Origin of the sequence: Synechococcus sp. NB0720_010 (assembly GCF_023078835.1) — a bacterium.
Taxonomy (GTDB): Bacteria; Cyanobacteriota; Cyanobacteriia; order PCC-6307; family Cyanobiaceae; genus Vulcanococcus.
Genome location: NZ_CP090898.1, coordinates 1,915,299 through 1,930,168, shown reverse-complemented (window position 1 = coordinate 1,930,168; position 14,870 = coordinate 1,915,299). Strand labels below are relative to the sequence as shown.

19 protein-coding genes are annotated in these 14,870 nt (G+C 66.7%); 10 read left to right on the top strand and 9 right to left on the bottom strand.

Annotated elements, in window-relative coordinates:
* The first annotated feature begins 110 nt into the window (after positions 1 to 110).
* Positions 111 to 1,718: a B12-binding domain-containing radical SAM protein gene (locus LY254_RS10120; RefSeq protein ID WP_247476967.1), complete on the top strand. Its 1,608-nt coding sequence runs from the start codon at positions 111 to 113 to the stop codon at positions 1,716 to 1,718.
* Here the strand turns inward: LY254_RS10120 and LY254_RS10115 are convergent.
* Positions 1,715 to 2,101 carry a DUF4346 domain-containing protein gene (locus LY254_RS10115; protein WP_247476966.1) on the bottom strand — a complete coding sequence of 129 codons (387 nt, stop codon included), beginning with the start codon at positions 2,099 to 2,101 and terminating at the stop codon, positions 1,715 to 1,717. The genes LY254_RS10120 and LY254_RS10115 overlap by 4 nt on opposite strands.
* Positions 2,102 to 2,110: 9 nt before the next feature.
* A complete protein-coding gene (locus tag LY254_RS10110; protein ID WP_247476965.1) occupies positions 2,111 to 3,295 on the bottom strand; it encodes a GNAT family N-acetyltransferase in 1,185 nt (394 codons plus the stop codon).
* 114 nt (positions 3,296 to 3,409) lie between these two features.
* On the opposite strand from LY254_RS10110, the gene LY254_RS10105 reads away from it, so the two are divergent.
* Positions 3,410 to 3,739, top strand: a complete 330-nt coding sequence (locus LY254_RS10105) for a hypothetical protein (protein WP_247476964.1) — start codon at positions 3,410 to 3,412, stop codon at positions 3,737 to 3,739.
* On the opposite strand, the gene LY254_RS10100 is transcribed toward LY254_RS10105, so the two are convergent.
* Together LY254_RS10100 and LY254_RS10095 are read right to left on the bottom strand one after the other, a co-directional pair.
* Positions 3,724 to 4,356 (bottom strand): dihydrofolate reductase family protein, encoded by a 633-nt coding sequence (locus LY254_RS10100; RefSeq protein WP_247476962.1) that lies wholly within the window; start codon positions 4,354 to 4,356, stop codon positions 3,724 to 3,726. The two genes, LY254_RS10105 and LY254_RS10100, sit on opposite strands and share 16 nt — an antisense overlap.
* Positions 4,343 to 5,299, bottom strand: coding sequence for a 6-carboxytetrahydropterin synthase (locus LY254_RS10095; RefSeq protein ID WP_371820460.1), 957 nt, complete (start codon positions 5,297 to 5,299; stop codon positions 4,343 to 4,345). The genes LY254_RS10100 and LY254_RS10095 overlap by 14 nt, the downstream gene beginning before the upstream one ends.
* Before the next feature lie 58 nt (positions 5,300 to 5,357).
* Here LY254_RS10095 and LY254_RS10090 point away from each other — a divergent pair, with 58 nt between their 5' ends.
* Positions 5,358 to 5,981 carry a shikimate kinase gene (locus LY254_RS10090; protein ID WP_247476961.1) on the top strand — a complete coding sequence of 208 codons (624 nt, stop codon included), beginning with the start codon at positions 5,358 to 5,360 and terminating at the stop codon, positions 5,979 to 5,981.
* Here the strand turns inward: LY254_RS10090 and LY254_RS10085 are convergent.
* A complete protein-coding gene (locus LY254_RS10085) occupies positions 5,978 to 6,247 on the bottom strand; it encodes a chlororespiratory reduction protein 7 (RefSeq protein WP_247476960.1) in 270 nt (89 codons plus the stop codon). The genes LY254_RS10090 and LY254_RS10085 overlap by 4 nt on opposite strands.
* A gap of 49 nt (positions 6,248 to 6,296) precedes the next feature.
* Here LY254_RS10085 and LY254_RS10080 point away from each other — a divergent pair, with 49 nt between their 5' ends.
* The gene (locus LY254_RS10080) at positions 6,297 to 6,941 is read left to right on the top strand and encodes a DUF6816 family protein (RefSeq protein ID WP_247476958.1); all 645 of its coding nucleotides are present in this window, start codon (positions 6,297 to 6,299) and stop codon (positions 6,939 to 6,941) included.
* Here the strand turns inward: LY254_RS10080 and LY254_RS10075 are convergent.
* Positions 6,938 to 7,648 (bottom strand): glutathione S-transferase family protein, encoded by a 711-nt coding sequence (locus tag LY254_RS10075; RefSeq protein ID WP_247476956.1) that lies wholly within the window; start codon positions 7,646 to 7,648, stop codon positions 6,938 to 6,940. The genes LY254_RS10080 and LY254_RS10075 overlap by 4 nt on opposite strands.
* Before the next feature lie 80 nt (positions 7,649 to 7,728).
* Between LY254_RS10075 and LY254_RS10070 the strand changes: the two genes are divergently transcribed.
* The 5 genes from LY254_RS10070 to LY254_RS10050 are packed head-to-tail and all read left to right on the top strand — an operon-like array spanning position 7,729 to position 11,960.
* Positions 7,729 to 7,935 (top strand): DUF751 family protein, encoded by a 207-nt coding sequence (locus LY254_RS10070; RefSeq protein WP_010313223.1) that lies wholly within the window; start codon positions 7,729 to 7,731, stop codon positions 7,933 to 7,935.
* A gap of 2 nt (positions 7,936 to 7,937) precedes the next feature.
* Positions 7,938 to 8,348, top strand: coding sequence for a 30S ribosome-binding factor RbfA (gene rbfA / locus LY254_RS10065; protein WP_247476954.1), 411 nt, complete (start codon positions 7,938 to 7,940; stop codon positions 8,346 to 8,348).
* On the top strand, positions 8,335 to 9,924 hold the full coding sequence (locus LY254_RS10060) for a glycoside hydrolase family 3 N-terminal domain-containing protein (RefSeq protein WP_247476952.1): 1,590 nt from the start codon (positions 8,335 to 8,337) through the stop codon (positions 9,922 to 9,924). The genes rbfA and LY254_RS10060 overlap by 14 nt, the downstream gene beginning before the upstream one ends.
* A 53-nt stretch (positions 9,925 to 9,977) precedes the next feature.
* Positions 9,978 to 11,171: a glycosyltransferase gene (locus tag LY254_RS10055; protein WP_247476950.1), complete on the top strand. Its 1,194-nt coding sequence runs from the start codon at positions 9,978 to 9,980 to the stop codon at positions 11,169 to 11,171.
* A gap of 3 nt (positions 11,172 to 11,174) precedes the next feature.
* Positions 11,175 to 11,960, top strand: a complete 786-nt coding sequence (locus tag LY254_RS10050; RefSeq protein WP_247476948.1) for a uroporphyrinogen-III synthase — start codon at positions 11,175 to 11,177, stop codon at positions 11,958 to 11,960.
* On the opposite strand, the gene LY254_RS10045 is transcribed toward LY254_RS10050, so the two are convergent.
* From LY254_RS10045 to zds, 3 genes are read right to left on the bottom strand one after another with little or no spacing between them, the layout of a single operon-like run.
* A complete protein-coding gene (locus LY254_RS10045) occupies positions 11,950 to 12,450 on the bottom strand; it encodes a hypothetical protein (RefSeq protein WP_247476946.1) in 501 nt (166 codons plus the stop codon). The genes LY254_RS10050 and LY254_RS10045 overlap by 11 nt on opposite strands.
* Positions 12,431 to 12,886, bottom strand: coding sequence for an SRPBCC family protein (locus tag LY254_RS10040; protein ID WP_247476944.1), 456 nt, complete (start codon positions 12,884 to 12,886; stop codon positions 12,431 to 12,433). The genes LY254_RS10045 and LY254_RS10040 overlap by 20 nt, the downstream gene beginning before the upstream one ends.
* 5 nt (positions 12,887 to 12,891) lie before the next feature.
* Complete coding sequence (gene zds / locus LY254_RS10035; protein ID WP_247476943.1) at positions 12,892 to 14,367, bottom strand: 9,9'-di-cis-zeta-carotene desaturase; 1,476 nt, start codon at positions 14,365 to 14,367, stop codon at positions 12,892 to 12,894.
* A 95-nt stretch (positions 14,368 to 14,462) separates the two neighbouring features.
* On the opposite strand from zds, the gene LY254_RS10030 reads away from it, so the two are divergent.
* A complete protein-coding gene (locus LY254_RS10030) occupies positions 14,463 to 14,858 on the top strand; it encodes an iron-sulfur cluster assembly accessory protein (RefSeq protein ID WP_010313238.1) in 396 nt (131 codons plus the stop codon).
* Positions 14,859 to 14,870: the final 12 nt, after the last annotated feature.

Sequence of the window (14,870 nt, the reverse complement as noted above, 5' to 3'; positions counted from 1 at the left end):
GCAGAAACCAGCCCGCCCCCTGGTCACTCGGCCTAGGCTGATCGCCAACTCATCGGATGTCCCCTAGGGGGCAGCCGTTCCACGCATCTCACTGGAGACCACCGAACGGCATGAACACTCTGTTCATCTACCCCGAGTTTCCCAAGACCTTTTGGAGCTACGAGAAAATTCTCGAGCTCGTGAACCGCAAGGTTCTGCTGCCACCCCTAGGGATGGTGACCGTGGCGGCGCTGCTGCCCCAGCACTGGCCCATGAAGCTGGTGGACCGCAACGTTGAAGAGGTCAGCGAGGCCGACTGGGAATGGGCTGAGCTGGTGGTCATCTCCGGGATGATCGTGCAGAAGGCCGACATGGCCGCGCAGATCGCCAAGGCCAAGGAGCGGGGTCTTCCCGTTGCCGTCGGCGGTCCCTTCGCGAGCTCCACCCCTGACGCTCCCGAACTGGGCCTGGCGGATTTCAAGGTGCTCGATGAGGGTGAAATCACCCTGCCGATGTTCATCGAGGCGATCGAGAAGGGCGAAGCCGGCGGACGCTTCAGTGCCAACGGTGAAAAGCCGGACGTCACGAGCACGCCAGTGCCGCGCTTTGACCTGCTCAAGCTCGACGCCTACGACTCGATGAGCGTGCAGTTCTCCAGGGGCTGCCCGTTCCAATGCGAGTTCTGCGACATCATCGTTCTCTATGGCCGCAAGCCCAGGACCAAGACCCCTGAGCAGCTGATCGCCGAACTCCAGTCCCTCTACGACCTGGGCTGGCGCCGCTCCATCTTCCTGGTGGATGACAACTTCATCGGCAACAAGCGCAACGCCAAGTTGCTGCTCCCGGCCCTGAAGCAATGGCAGATCGAGCGGGGCTACCCCTTCAGCTTTGCCACCGAAGCCTCCGTTGACCTGGCGGCGGATGAAGAGCTGATGCAGATGATGGCCGAGTGCCGCTTCGACTCGGTCTTCCTTGGCATTGAGACCCCCGATGAGGCCAGCCTCTCGGTGGCCGGCAAACACCAAAACACCCGCAGCTCCCTCGAGGAAGCCGTGGACCGGATCAACTCCTACGGCCTGCGGGTCATGGCCGGATTCATCATCGGTTTCGACGGCGAGAAGACCGGAGCCGGCGATCGGATCGTCGAGTTCGTGACCCGCACCGGGATTCCCGCGGCAATGATGGGGATGCTTCAGGCCCTACCCAACACCGGGCTCTGGCACCGGCTGGAGAAGGAAGGCAGGCTGATCCAAGAGAAGGCCGACGCCAAGGGGGTCAACCAGACCAACCTGCTGAACTTCGTGCCCACCCGGCCGATTCGCGACATCGCCAACGAGTACGTCGACGCCTTCTGTCGCCTCTATGAGCCCCACGCCTACATCGACCGGGTCAAGCACTACTACCTGAAGATGGGCAAGCCGCGCTGGCAGGAATTCGTGCCCTCCACCTTTGGCAAAGCCACCCTGCCCGCCTGGACCGATGTGCGAGCCCTGTTGATCGTGCTCTGGCGTCAGGGCGTGAAGCGCAACACTCGCCTGCGCTTCTGGCGGTCCCTGCTGGAGGTGGCCCAGAAGAACCCTGCGGTGCTCGAGCAGTTCCTGGTGGTGCTCGCCCACAACGAACACTTCATGGAGTACCGCGCGGTGGTCACCCAGGAGATCCAAGAGCAGTTGGCCGCCCTGCCGCCAGAGCCCCCCAACAGCCCTTCGACGCCAACGCGGGAACTGCAGCCGGCCTAGTCCTGGATGTAGGTTTCGCCGCTCTCAAGGGCCAGCTCCGCCTTCTGCAATTCGCGGCCCAGATAAAGGGCGTGATCCAGGCAACTCAAGGGATGGGGACCCTCCCCTTCCGTCAGCGCCATGCCCAACTCCTTGGCGCTGCGGCCGCGATAGACAGCCACGGCAGCGCGGGGACCCGCGCCTTTGCAGCTGATCACCTCACCGGTGTCGGGATCGGTGGCTAGTCCGCGCTCGTCAATCGCATTGCTGTAGTGCTCCGCGATCAACTCGCCCGCCTCGCGGTCGATCTTGATCAGGAAATAACCGGCGGGATCCAGGGCAATGAAGCGCTGGGAGAGCCCCTCATCGAGGCTGCGGCGCTGCTCTAGCGAAAACGGGCTCATGGGCGGATGCTACGCAGCGGAATCCGTCAGGGATCGCGTCGCCCCCGTGAAGGGGAGCTCGGCATTCACCGCCTCAATCTGACTGAGCTGTTCGCGATTGGCCTCCGGCAACCAGCGCCGGGCGATGGCATCAAAGGGTTCGTGGTACCAGCGGTGCAGGGAGGCATGGGAGCGGGCGACAAAACCGCGGCGGCGCTTGTGACTGCCGCCCGCACCAGGGTCAAAACGCTGAATGCCGCGCTCAATGGCCCACTGGATCGGGGCGTAATAGCAGACCTCGAAATGGAGGTTGTCGATCTCCTCGTCACTACCCCAGTAGCGGCCCCATAGGTGCTCCCCGGAGTGCACGCAGAGGGACATCGCCACCGGATCGTGGGGATCGCCCCGATGGGCGCTGAACAGCACCAGGTGTTCCCGCAGCTCCGCCGCCGCCTCATCAAAAAAGGCTTCTGTGAGGTATTTGCTTCCCCAAGGTCCCCAACGAGCGCAGTGCTGGGCATAGAAGTGGTGCATCCGCTCGAGCATTGCGGCCGGCAGCTCCTCCCCCGCCAAGGCCGTCACCGTGATCCCGGCGCGCTCCACGGCCTTGCGCTCGCGCTTGATGTTGCGGCGTTGGTTGGCGTTGAAGCTCGCAAGGTAGTCATCAAAGCAGCCGTAGCTCTGGTTGCTCCACAGGCTCTGCTGGTTCAGCCAAGTGGCGCAGCCCGCCGACTCCGCAAAGGCCTGCCACTGGGGATCGGCATAGAGAAAGTTGCAGCTGAAGATCTGGTTCTCAGCGCAGAAACGATCAATGCACTGCATCAACAGGGCGGTGACCTGCTGGGCGTCCTCGCCGGCGGCGGTGAAAAAGCGATAGCCCACCACGGGGCTTAAAGGGCTCATGCCCAGCAACTTCGGGTAGTAGCGCTGGCCCAGCTGGGCGGCCAATTCCGCAAAGGACTGATCGAAGACGAACTCGCCGTAGCTGTGGCCCTTGAGGTACAGCGGAGCGACGGCGATCAACTGCTCCCCGCGCCAGAGGCTCAGGTGACAGGGCTGCCAACCCTGGCGAGGCGCGACACTTCCGGAGCGCTCCAGGCCAGCCAGCCAGCGCCAGGAGTAGAAGGGGAGCCCAGCCGCCTCCGTGAGGGCCTGCCAATGCGCCTCGGGGATCTCTTCAATCGAACGGTGCCAGCGAACAGTGAGCTCGGCCATCAGCTCAGAACCAGGGGGCGGGCAGCGGGCAGAACGCTAACGGCTACGGCCCTGACCATCGGCGCCCTCAGCGCACCCAGCCAAGCCGGATTGCTCAGCCCCGTGCTCAACCTGATGCGCCCGCAGGTCGAAGCCAAGATCAGCGAGGCCTGCCTGCGCTGGAGTGCCATGGGCAACAGAAGCCTGATCGAGCGGCTCACCCCCGCCTGCCAGGCCCTGGCCGCCCCCACCAGCCGCTGCCTCGTAGCTGAAACCCAATCCAGCGGCCGCAGCCTGGGGGTGATCAGCGAGTTGCTCGCCGGACGCTTTGGCGATGACCTCGAGGTGGTGGTCAAGCGCTGCGCGGGACGGATGCTGGGGCTCTCGCCGGAGACCTTTGGCAAGCTGCCGCTGCGGGACCTGGCCGAGCGCTTCAACAGCCTCAAGGCTCAGGCGCGCCGGTAACGCACAAGCAGCTCGTCACCGCCCAAGCAGCGCTGCTCCTGGAGCGTCCAGGCACTGGCCTCCAGGGCCCCATCGGACTGAAGCCAGGCATGGGGGCCGCCCAGCAGTTGAGGCACCAGGGTCAACTGCAACTCATCCACGAGTCCCTCGGCCAGCAGCTGCGTGGCCAACTCAGCCCCCCCCAGGACAAGCAGGCGCTCCAAACCAGCGGCGGCCAAGGCCGCCAAGGTTACCGGCCAGTTCTGCAGCGGCAAGGACCTGTCAAAACCTGAGGGGGCCGCCTCCCCTGGGCCCAGAAGCCAGCGCTGTAGGGGCTGCTGGAACAGGCGCAGGTCTGCATCCCAGCTGAGCTGGCGACTCACCACCAGGGCGGCGGGTTGGGGCGGCCGCCCCTGCTGCTGACGCTGCTCCAGCAGGTCGGCATCACGAATCAGGCAGGTGCAGCCGTGTTGGCGGATGGTCCTGCCGCCGACCAGGGCACCATCCGCCCAAGCCAGGGCCTCCTCCAGGACACGGCGGTCTCCCGTTCCTCCGAGTTGGGCCGCACCACCAGCGGCGGGGGCGAGCCGGCCGTCCAGGCTGATCGCCAGAACCAGCCGAAGCTCAGGCGCCGGCAAGGGCTTCGAGGGCCTGGGGGTTCATGCCCAGCTGGGGCACCTCTGCGAACACCTCAGCGGCGTTGTTCGGGCTCTCCTGAAGACGGATCTTGTGGAGCGAAGCCCCCAGGGCCGCCACGGGGGCCTGGAGCAGATCGGCGATATGCAGTGCAATGTTCTCCGCCGTGGGAACCGTGCTGGAGAAGTGCTCGACGTCCTTGTTCAAGAAGGTGTGGTCAAAGGGCTCCACCACCAGCTCATCCACCGCTGTCTGCAGGGCCGAGAGGTCGCAGACCATGCCGGTGCGGGGGTCAATGGCACCCCGAACGGTGATGTCCAGCAGGTAGTTGTGGCCGTGGCCATGGGGCCGAGCGCACTTGCCGTAGATCGCGGTGTTCTCCTCGAAGCTCAGCTCCGGTCGGGCCAGGCGGTGGGCTGCCGCGAAGTGGGTGCGGATTGTTAGGAAGGCTTCCATGGAATCGCCGAGCACATCGGCCCAGAGCTTGTCGGTTTCGTAAAGACGGAGCCCCATCAGGGGCAGGTGGGGCGCCAGGCGCTTCCAGATGGCCAGAACCAGGGCCTCGGTGGTGGGCAGGATCCCCTCGGGACGGCTCAAATCGAATTCCGGCCAGGCCTCGTTCAGGCTGCGGAAGTCGAGCTGGGCGGTGACCTGCTCGCGAATGGCGTGCTTCACGTCCGAGAGGTTGAGCACCATGCCGTTGGCATCGAGCCCGCCACCCATGGCGACGATCAACTCATAGTTGTGGCCGTGGCCCGGGGCCAGGCTGCAGGGTCCGAACTGGGCTGCGTTCTGCTCCGGACTCAACTCAGGCAGCCAATAGCGATGGCTGGAGCTGAAGGTGGCCCGGCGCGTGATCACGCAGGGCCGGCCCTGACCGTGGGGGGCAGAGGAGACGACGGACACCGGGCTCGCCGGAGGCGCCGCCATCACTGGCGGAGTCATGACAGCGAGTAACGGTTGGTCGCATCTTAAGAATGTTGGTGCTTGCGATGGCGAACCGATGGAGGACACCCGAGTCCAGCTGCGGCAGCGACTGGAGGGCCTGAACCTCTATCTGGTGGGGATGATGGGCAGCGGCAAAAGCAGCGTGGGCCGGCACCTCGCCGAGGCCCTGGACTACCGCTTCCTGGACGCCGACACCAGCCTGGAACAGGTGGCGGGGCGCTCCATTCCCGAGATTTTCGCCGGCGAGGGCGAGGCTGGCTTTCGCGCCCTGGAGTCAGCGGTGCTCAACCAAATCGCCTCCTGGCATTCCCTCGTGGTGGCAACCGGCGGCGGTGTCGTGACCCAGCCGGCCAACTGGGGCGAGCTGCACCAAGGGGTCGTGATCTGGCTGGATGCCCCCGACGCGATCCTGCTGGCGCGCCTCGAGGCCGACCCAACTCCCCGGCCCCTGATGGAAGCGGAGGACCGCGCCGAACGCCTCGCCAACCTGATGGCCGAGCGCCGCCCCCTCTACGCCCAGGCCGATCTACAGATCCTTCAGGACGGACGTCCGGCCGAGCAGGTGGCCCAGCAAATCCTTGAGGCGCTGCCCTCGATCATCAAGGAGCGCACAGCACCACCCCTGGGTCAACTGCAGGTCACCAGTGACGCCGGCGAGGTGGGAACCTCCATCAACTAACTAGACGCCCCAGGTGGCTCCAGGCGGATCGCAAACCACTGCACCGTGATCCCCGGCTGAAGCTCCAACTCACAGGCCGTCTCCAGCAGCCGCTGGGCCTGATCCGTCGTCGAGCCCAGGCCTGAGAGGTCCTCGGGAATGGCCTCGAGGGAGTGCAGTTGGCGCTCCAACCAAGCCAAGGTCTCCTCGGCTGTGAGCAGTTGCTGGGGGGCCCCTGGCTCCAGCACCACGTAGTGATCCAGCTCGCGGATCAGGGGATCGGACATCAGGCCGTCCAGGCGGCAGGATCAAAGGCAGCCTGCCACGTGCCCAGCGATGCCGCTCGCCCTGATCCTGCTGGTGCTGCTGAGCGGAAGCCTCCCCGCTGTGGCGGCCTCAACCCTGGAACAACGCCTGGAGAACTGGCCGCAGTGGAGTCTGCCGGCGCCGCTGCCGCGGCCTGGGCGACGCGATCTGATCTACCCCGCCTGGTTTGAAGGGGACTGGAGCGCCACCAGCCGCGATCTCAGCGGCGCGGAGCCTGAGATTCAGTACGCCGTGCGCTTCGTCAAAGATGACGCCGGGCGGATCGTTGGCGATCGCGCCTTCAATGCCGGGTCCGTCGGTCGCGCCCTGCTGGGCGATCAGCTGCAGCGGGTTCGCAACGATCCGCAGAACCCCAACCGTCAATTGGCGGATTTGAGCGGGGATCAGTCGTTGGAGTCCACCGTCATCGGCCGCCGCAGCGAGCAGCAACCCCAGGAGCAGTTTCTGGCGGATGAACTCAGCCTGCAGGTGCTGCATGGCCCCGGCGACCCGCGGGTCAGCCAAGTGGAGACCCTCAGCCGCTACGCCCGGATCGATGCCGATCGCATCGAAGCCAGGCAATGGCAGGTCAGCTACGGCTCCCCCGCCGATGGCCTCCGGGCCGAGGCCCAGCGCAGCTGGAGTGGAACGCTGCTGCTCGAGCGCCAGCCCTAGGGACGTCCCAGCTGCAGGCCGAGGCGATCGCGCCAGAGCCAGAGGGATTCCAGACGGGGATCGTCGGCCAGCCCCGCCACCCCGCGTCCCGCCAGGGGGCTCCCGGCGGAGCTGGGGAACTTGATCAAGGACAGCTGGGCGATCACGGCCAGATCGGCCAGGCTCAGCTGATCACCCACCAGGTAGGGCTGGGCCTGCACCAGGGCCGTGAGCTGCTCAAGGCTGCTGCGCAGTTGCTGCAGCACCTGCTGATCGAGCACCTGACCCACACCGCTCAGCACCCCGCCCGGCAGGGCACCCACCAAGGAACGCAAGGGCGACGGGGTGGCCTCCGGCAGCAGGCCATCGCGGAGCACCGGATCGATGGCGGCGGCCTGCACCAGGGCCATGCGCGCACCTGCCGCGAGGGCCGTGTCGGCCCAGTCCTCCAGCAGCATCACCTGGGCCCGCTGGGCCGGATCACTGGGCAGCAGCGCCGGATCGGGGTGCTTCTGCTCCAGGTGCAGGGCGATGGCCGTGGAATCGGCAATCACTTCACTGCCATCCACCAGGACCGGCACCTGGCGCTGCCCCGACAGCCGGTAGAGGTCCACCTGACCAACACCGGGCGTGACCTCAATGGGGGTGAAGCTCAGCTGCTTGAAGGCGAGCAGCAAACGGACCTTCTCGCAGAAGGCGGAATGGCGGAACTGATGGAGCTCCAGCATCAATCGATCGGATCGCGCGGCAGCGAGTGCCCCTTTGGCGGCAGAGTAGCCAGCACTCTTTGATCAGCGCCCCAGCCCCCATGCGGGACTTTTTTCTGAACGTCACGCGCTACCCGCGCTATCTGATCGCGTTCGGGCTTGGCGTCGCCAACTCCGTCCTGGAACCCCTGGCCCAGCGCCGCAGCAATCCCGTGACAGCCGTCGCCCTGATCGGCGCCCTGGTGAGCGGTCTGCTGAGCCTGACCCTGATCCTGCGTGCCATGGTGACTCCAGAGGTCATCGCATAGCCATGGCGCAAGGTCGTCGCGTAGAACGCGTGGCCGCTCTGATCCGGCGGGAGGTCAGTGAACTCCTCGTCACCGGCATCAAGGACGAGCGGGTCAGCCTGGGGATGGTGAGCATCACCAATGTGGATGTCGCCGGCGATCTCCAGCACTGCAAGATTTTTGTCAGCGTCTACGGCAGCGCCGAGGTGCAGCAGCAAGCCCTCGAGGGCCTGCGCTCGGCTTCGAACTACGTCAAAGGGGAGCTCGGCCGTCGCCTGAACATGCGCCGCACCCCAGAGGTGATCTTCCAGTTGGATCGCGGCATCGAAAAGGGCACCTCGGTGCTCGGTCTGCTCAACCAACTCGAGGAGAAGCGCCAAGAGCGCGGCGAGGTTCCTGAAGGCACCGGCCAACAGGAGGATGGAGGCTTCTGAGCTCCGGCGGCAGCTGGCGAGCCTGCTGGTGGTTCGCGGCAGCGGCCATGCCCGGGACCATCAACGCCGCTATCCCCGCTGGGAACTGAGCAACGCAGAACTGCGCCAGCTCCTGGGTGAAGGCGTTGGCGGGGTGATCCTGCTGGGGGGCAGCGCCGAAGAGCTGCGGCTGCGCTGTGAGCAACTTCAAGGCTGGGCCGCCGAACCCCTGCTGCTCTGCGCCGATGTGGAGGAGGGGGTCGGCCAGCGCTTTGAAGGGGCCAGTTGGCTCGCTCCTCCCCTGGCCCTGGGTGGGCTGCATCAGCGGAAGCCGCAACGGGCCGAGGCCCTGGCCGAGGGCTACGGCCGCTGCACCGGCCGGCAGGCGCGACTGCTGGGGTTGAACTGGGTCCTGGGGCCGGTCTGCGACGTCAACAACAACCCAAGCAACCCGGTCATCAACGTGCGGGCCTGGGGGGAAACAGCGCGCACGGCCGGGGCCCTGGCGGCGGCGTTTGTGCGGGGCTGCCAGGACGAAGGGGTACTGGCCTGCGCCAAGCACTTCCCCGGCCATGGCGACACCAGCTGCGACTCCCACCTGGAATTACCCGAGCTGCCCCACGACCGAGGGCGGCTGGATCAGATCGAACTCCCGCCGTTTCAACAGGCGATTGCCGCTGGGGTCGCCTCGGTCATGACCGCCCACCTGCGCCTGCCGGCCCTGGACCCGAAGCGCCCGGCCACCCTGTCTAAGGCCGTCCTGACTCAGCTGCTGCGGGGGGACCTGGGCTTCCAAGGCCTGGTGGTAACCGACGCGCTGGTGATGGAGGCGATCAGCCAGCACCACGGCAGCGCCGAAGCGGCCGTTCTGGCCTTTGAAGCGGGGGCTGATCTGATCCTGATGCCCGCCAATGCCCAGGAGGCGCTCGATGGACTGGTCGACGCGGTCCAGAGCGGCCGGATCAGCCAAGCGCACGTGGACGCCAGCCTCCAGCGACGCCGGGAGGCCCTGGCCCGCTGCTCGCCTGCCCAGGAACCGCTGGAGCAGCTGATCAGCCCGGGCGAGCGGCAGCTGAGCGCTGAACTGCTTGCCCTCAGCCTGATTCGCCAAGGACCGGGCCAGCTGCCCCCCGGACCGGGGCTGAACCTGATCCGACTGGACAACCAACTCAACGCGCCGCAGCTGCCCCTGGTGGCCCCGGCCCTGCTGCGGCCCGCCGCCCTTGGCTACGAGGCACGGCTGATCGACGCCCGTAGCCCCAGCCCCTGGAACCCAGACCCCGAGGCACCTCTGGCTTTGGATCGCCTGCCGGACGGCCCGGTCCTGCTGCAACTGCTGGTGCGGGGGAATCCCTTCCGCGGCAGTGCCGGCGGCGATGAACCCTGGCCCCAGGTGGTGCGACAACTGCTGGCGGCCCAGCGCCTGGCTGCTCTGGCGGTCTACGGCAGTCCCTACCTCTGGCAGGCCCTCGAACACCTCCTGCCGCCGGATCTACCCGCCGCCTACAGCCCGGCGCAGATGCCCCAGGCCCAGGCTCAGGTGCTCGCGGCCCTGGGGTTGCCCGAGGCGGCGCTGGAGGGCGGCTTTACCGACTAAGCGAGCCACTGCCACTAGCCTCGGGCCGTCTTCTGCGGCCGCCGGCACCCACCATGCTCAGCCTCTCGATGATCGTTCGGGATGAAGCCGGACAAATCGAGGACTGCCTGCGGTCCGTCCAAGGCTTTGCCGATGAGCTGGTGGTGGTGGACACCGGCTCCAAGGACAACACCGTCGCCTTGGCCCAGGCCGCCGGTGCCCGGGTGGAGGCGATCGAGTGGCCCGGGGACTTTGCCCCCGCCCGCAACCAAGCGCTCGAGATGGTGCAAGGCGACTGGGTGCTGGTGCTGGACGCCGATGAACGGCTCAAACCGGAGGCCTGGAAGCCCCTGCGGGCCCTCATGGCGCAACCGGATGTGCTGGTGATCAACCTGCTGCGCCATGAGCGCGGCGCGATCCAGTCGCCCTACTCCAACGTCAGTCGGCTCTTCCGCCGCCATCCGCGCATCTGCTGGAGCCGGGCCTATCACTCGATGATTGACGACAGCGTGGCAGAACTGCTCAAGGAAGAGCCGCAGTGGCGCATCGCCGACTGCTCCGAGCCCGCCATCGATCACGACGGCTACCGCCCAGAGCTCTTGGCTCAAGGCAACAAACCCGAGCGGTTGCGCCAGGCGATGGAGGCCGAGCTGCAGAGCCGTCCCGGCGACCCCTATGCCTGCGCCAAGTTGGGCAGCCTGGAGGTCGCCGAAGGCAACCTCGAGCGGGGCCTGAAGCTGCTGCAGGAGGGCCTGGCGAACTGCCCAAGCGAAGCCCAACCGGAGCGCTACGAGCTGCTGCTGCACCTGGCCCTCGCGGAAGCCAGCCGCGACCCCCAGCAAGCGGAGCGCTACTACCGCCAAGCCCTGGAGATCCCCCTGGCACCGCGGCTGAACCTGGCGGCCCAGCTGAACCTGTCGGCCCTGCTGCTGCAGCTCGGACAGCTGGAGGAGGCGGAAGCCCTCAGCGCCCGCGCCACCCGCGTCGCCCCTGAGATCGGACTGGGCTGGTACAACCTCGGCCTGATCCGCCGCAAACAGGGCAATCTCGCCGGGGCCCTGGAGGCCTACCGCGAAGCCAAACGGGTCAATCCCGGCCATGCCGAAACCCACCAGAACCTGGCCGTCGCCCTCTTGCTGGGCGGCGACATCGATGGTTCCCGCGGCAGCTTCCGTGAGGCGATCCAACTGCTGATTGACCAGGGACGCACCCAGGAGGCCCAGCGGCTGCACAAGCAAGCCGGAGAACTGGTCAAGCTCGAGGGCTGAGGGATGGCGCTCCAGGGACGCACCATCGCGGTCACTCGGGCTGAGCAGCAACTGGGGACGGCCCGGCAGCTCTTCGAGCAGGCGGGAGCCAGCGTCCTCGATCTCCCTGCCCTGGTGATTGGCCCACCCGATGAGTGGGGCCCCCTCGATGACGCCCTGGCGGAGCTCGAGGAGTTCCACTGGCTGATCGTCTCCAGCAGCAATGGGGTCGATGCCGTGGAGCAGCGGCTGCAGCGCCAGGGCAGCAGCCTGGCCCGGCGGCCCAGCAGCCTCAAGATCGCCGCGGTCGGCCGCAAAACAGCGGCGCGCCTCGATGAGCTGGGGGCGGCCGCTGATTTCGTGCCGCCGGCCTTCGTCGCCGACAGCCTGATTGAGCATTTCCCTGTCTCCGGCTGGGGCCTCCGGCTGCTGCTGCCGCGGGTCCAGAGCGGTGGACGGACCCTGCTGGCGGAAGCCTTTGGCGAGGCCGGAGCACGGGTGGTGGAAGTGGCGGCCTACGAATCGCGCTGCCCCGAAGCGCTGCCTGCGGCCACCGCCACGGCCCTGGCCGAGGGACGAGTCGATGCCATCACCTTCAGCAGCGGCAAGACCGTGCAACACACCATCCAACTGCTGGAGCAGCAGTTCGGCGAGAACTGGAGGGAGCCGCTGGAGCGGGTGCGACTGATTTCGATTGGCCCGCAAACCTCAAAAACACTCCAGGCGCTCCTGGGGCGCGTTGATGCGGAGGCCAACCCCCATGACCTCGATGGGCTCGTGGCCGCCTGTTCCCTCGCCCTTAAAGACTGAGCACCCGCTGCTGACCGGCCTGGTTCAGGCGCAGCTGACCGCGCCCTAAATCAATACCCGTCACGGTCCAGCCCGGGGGCAGCAGGGCCGGCAGACCGGAGCCCGGGCAGAGGCCCTGGCGGCCGATACAGACCGTGCCGCTCTGGCCACCTAGGGAGACCAAGGCCTGGGCGCTGCGGCCACTGCCGATCAGGCCCGTGAGCTGCAGATCCGCCTCGGGGGTCTCGCTTGGGGTGCTCGCCGGCGCAGCCGTGACCGGCGCGAAGGGGTCAATGCGGCCATGGGGTTGGGCCTGAACCACCTGCTGGGCGCTCGGCATCGCGATGAAGCCCGGCGATGGGGTGAGCGGCGTCGGCTCTGAGGCGCGGGCGGGGGGAATCGCCGTTCCCGGGGCAGAGGGCGCCGTGCTGCTCTCACCTGTGCCGCAGGCCGCCAAAGCCAGCAGCACAGGCAGGACCGCAGTCAGTGGGTTAGTGCGCCTCTTGGCCATAGCCGCTCTGGACGAGATCGCGGAAGCGATCCAGGTTGGCCTGGAGCTCCTTGGTCACGATCCCCCCCAGGATGGAGGCATCCATCAGCGGCGCCAACACCCCCGGCAGCTCGTAACTGACGCTGAGCTTCACGGCCGTGGTCTCGCCGCCCTGGGGATAGAAGCGAACGGCCCCCTTGGTGGGCAGGCCGCCGACGGATTCCCAATGGAGCTGCTGGGCCTCCACGCGCTCGGTAATCCGCGCCTTCCAATGGAAGCGAAATCCCTGGGCCGCCAGGGTCCAGTCGGTGAGATCGGGGTCCCCGGCTTCGGTGGTGACGGACTCAATCCAGTTCATCCAACGGGGCATAGCCTCCAGGTCACTCCAGACCGCCCAGACCCGCTCGGCGGGGGCCTTCACCTCAGTGGTGACGCTGTGTTCAAGCCAACGGCCCATGGTCTCTAGGCAACGGATGCATTGGTGGCCAGCTCCGCCTGACGACCCAGGATCGCGGCAGCGGCAAGACGCCCACTCATGGTGGCGCCTTCCATCGAATCGATGTAGTCCTGCTTGGTGTAACTACCGGCCATGAAGAAGTTGGTGACCGGCGTGCTCTGGTCCGGGCGGTAGGGCTCCATCCCCGGGGCCTCGCGGTAGAGGGACTGGGCCAACTTGACGACGTTGCTCCAGACCAGGTTCAGGTTTTTAGCCGAGGGGAACAGGCGCCGGACCTGGGCGTCGGTCGCCGCGACGATCTCCTCTGTTTTCTTGGGAATCCAGGGATCGCCGGGGGTCAGGACGCACTGCAGCAGGGAACCCACCCCCTCCTTGCGGTAATCCACCGGACTGGCCAGGGCCAGGTCGGCGAAGCAGCTGAAGTCCGCATCCGCTGTGTAGAGCAGGTTGTCCAAACCGGCGGGACGGGCCACATCCCGGCGGGCGGCCTCGGCCATGGGGGAATCACCCAGTTCGGTCACCCAGCCGTCGTAGCGGAGTTGAACCGTGGCGACCGGCACCGCCTCGAGCTTGTAGAGGTTGTCGAACAGAGGCCAACGGCGCCAGGACTCAGGCACCATCCGCTGAATACCAGGGACATCGCAGGCCGCCAGGTAGGTGTCGGCCTCGACCTTGAGATCACCGTCAGGGGTGCCGAGGGTCAAGCCGGTAACGCGGGTCTCGCCGGCGACCTCTTCAAACTGGACCTCGGTCACCCGGTGGCGCAGATGCAAACGCGCGCCCCGCTCCTGGATGTACTCGAGGATCGGGCCGGTGAGCCAGCGGTGGGGCGAGCCCTTGAGCAGGTTGAGCTTGGAGGCCTCGGTTTTGGCCGCGAACATCATGAAGATGGTCAGCATGCAGCGGGCCGAGATCGCCTCACAGTCGATGAAGCCCAGGGCATAGGCGATCGGATTCCACATCCGGCGAATGCTCTGCTCGCTGCCGCCATGGCCCAGGAACCACTGCTGGAAGCTGATGCGATCGAGGTCGCGAATCACCTTCATCGCCCCCTCGTAATCCACCAGGCCGCGGACGATCGGGCTGGTGCCCAGGGCCAGGGCATTGCGCAGCTTGTCCAGCCAGTCGAGCTGCGGCGTGGTGAAGAAGGCCTTCAGGCCATTGAAGGGCGCGCCGAGGGCAAAGCGGAAATCCAGCTCCCGCAGATCCCCACCCGAATTGACGAACAGGTGGGTGTGGTCCTTGGGCAGCAGATTGTCGATCGCCCCCACCTTGCGCAGCAGGGCGAAGAGATTGGCGTAGTTAAAGAAGAAGACGTGCAGGCCCATCTCAATGTGGTTGCCGCCGTCATCCACCCAGCTGCCGACCTTGCCGCCCATGAACGGGCGCGCCTCATAGAGGTCCACCTGGTGGCCAGCCTCCACCAGATCCACCGCCGCCGCCAATCCGGCCAGACCCGCACCCACGATGGCGACCCGCACCCTTGTTCTCCCACGAATGGGGTGACTCTATGGAGACGGGCGTCTCGGCAGGGGGAGGAGAGCCTCCATACAGTGGGGGCATAGGCATGGCCCCGATGACCAGCGAGACCGCCACTCCAGTCGCGACCCACACCGGCAAGGACGGCAAGGGAATCCTGATCACCGAGCCGGCGATGAAGCAGCTGGCGACCCTGCTTCCGGCCCAAGGGGAGGGGAAGGTGCTCCGCGTCGGCGTGCGCTCCGGCGGCTGCAGCGGCATGAGCTACACGATGGATTTCATCGATGGCAGCGAGATCCGCGAGGACGATGAGCGCTACATCTACGAGCCCAGCGGCGCCCCCAGCTTCACCGTGGTGAGCGACCCCAAGAGCCTCCTCTACATCTATGGAATGCAGCTGGACTTCTCCAGCGCGCTCATCGGTGGGGGCTTCAACTTCACCAACCCCAACGCCACCCAAACCTGCGGCTGCGGCAGCTCCTTCGCGGTCTGATCCCCCTCGGGT

What these genes read in the sequence shown, in the direction of transcription:
- LY254_RS10070 (WP_010313223.1), top strand. Translation starts at nt 7,729, where the DNA reads ATGCGGGACTTTTTTCTGAACGTCACGCGCTACCCGCGCTATCTGATC.
- LY254_RS10050 (WP_247476948.1), top strand. Translation starts at nt 11,175, where the DNA reads ATGGCGCTCCAGGGACGCACCATCGCGGTCACTCGGGCTGAGCAGCAA.
- LY254_RS10055 (WP_247476950.1), top strand. Translation starts at nt 9,978, where the DNA reads ATGCTCAGCCTCTCGATGATCGTTCGGGATGAAGCCGGACAAATCGAG.
- rbfA (WP_247476954.1), top strand. Translation starts at nt 7,938, where the DNA reads ATGGCGCAAGGTCGTCGCGTAGAACGCGTGGCCGCTCTGATCCGGCGG.
- LY254_RS10040 (WP_247476944.1), bottom strand. Translation starts at nt 12,886, where the DNA reads ATGGGCCGTTGGCTTGAACACAGCGTCACCACTGAGGTGAAGGCCCCC.
- LY254_RS10030 (WP_010313238.1), top strand. Translation starts at nt 14,463, where the DNA reads ATGACCAGCGAGACCGCCACTCCAGTCGCGACCCACACCGGCAAGGAC.
- LY254_RS10045 (WP_247476946.1), bottom strand. Translation starts at nt 12,450, where the DNA reads ATGGCCAAGAGGCGCACTAACCCACTGACTGCGGTCCTGCCTGTGCTG.
- LY254_RS10095 (WP_371820460.1), bottom strand. Translation starts at nt 5,299, where the DNA reads ATGACTCCGCCAGTGATGGCGGCGCCTCCGGCGAGCCCGGTGTCCGTC.
- LY254_RS10060 (WP_247476952.1), top strand. Translation starts at nt 8,335, where the DNA reads ATGGAGGCTTCTGAGCTCCGGCGGCAGCTGGCGAGCCTGCTGGTGGTT.
- LY254_RS10110 (WP_247476965.1), bottom strand. Translation starts at nt 3,295, where the DNA reads ATGGCCGAGCTCACTGTTCGCTGGCACCGTTCGATTGAAGAGATCCCC.
- LY254_RS10075 (WP_247476956.1), bottom strand. Translation starts at nt 7,648, where the DNA reads ATGCTGGAGCTCCATCAGTTCCGCCATTCCGCCTTCTGCGAGAAGGTC.
- LY254_RS10120 (WP_247476967.1), top strand. Translation starts at nt 111, where the DNA reads ATGAACACTCTGTTCATCTACCCCGAGTTTCCCAAGACCTTTTGGAGC.
- LY254_RS10115 (WP_247476966.1), bottom strand. Translation starts at nt 2,101, where the DNA reads ATGAGCCCGTTTTCGCTAGAGCAGCGCCGCAGCCTCGATGAGGGGCTC.
- LY254_RS10080 (WP_247476958.1), top strand. Translation starts at nt 6,297, where the DNA reads ATGCCGCTCGCCCTGATCCTGCTGGTGCTGCTGAGCGGAAGCCTCCCC.
- LY254_RS10085 (WP_247476960.1), bottom strand. Translation starts at nt 6,247, where the DNA reads ATGTCCGATCCCCTGATCCGCGAGCTGGATCACTACGTGGTGCTGGAG.
- LY254_RS10090 (WP_247476961.1), top strand. Translation starts at nt 5,358, where the DNA reads ATGGAGGACACCCGAGTCCAGCTGCGGCAGCGACTGGAGGGCCTGAAC.
- LY254_RS10105 (WP_247476964.1), top strand. Translation starts at nt 3,410, where the DNA reads ATGCGCCCGCAGGTCGAAGCCAAGATCAGCGAGGCCTGCCTGCGCTGG.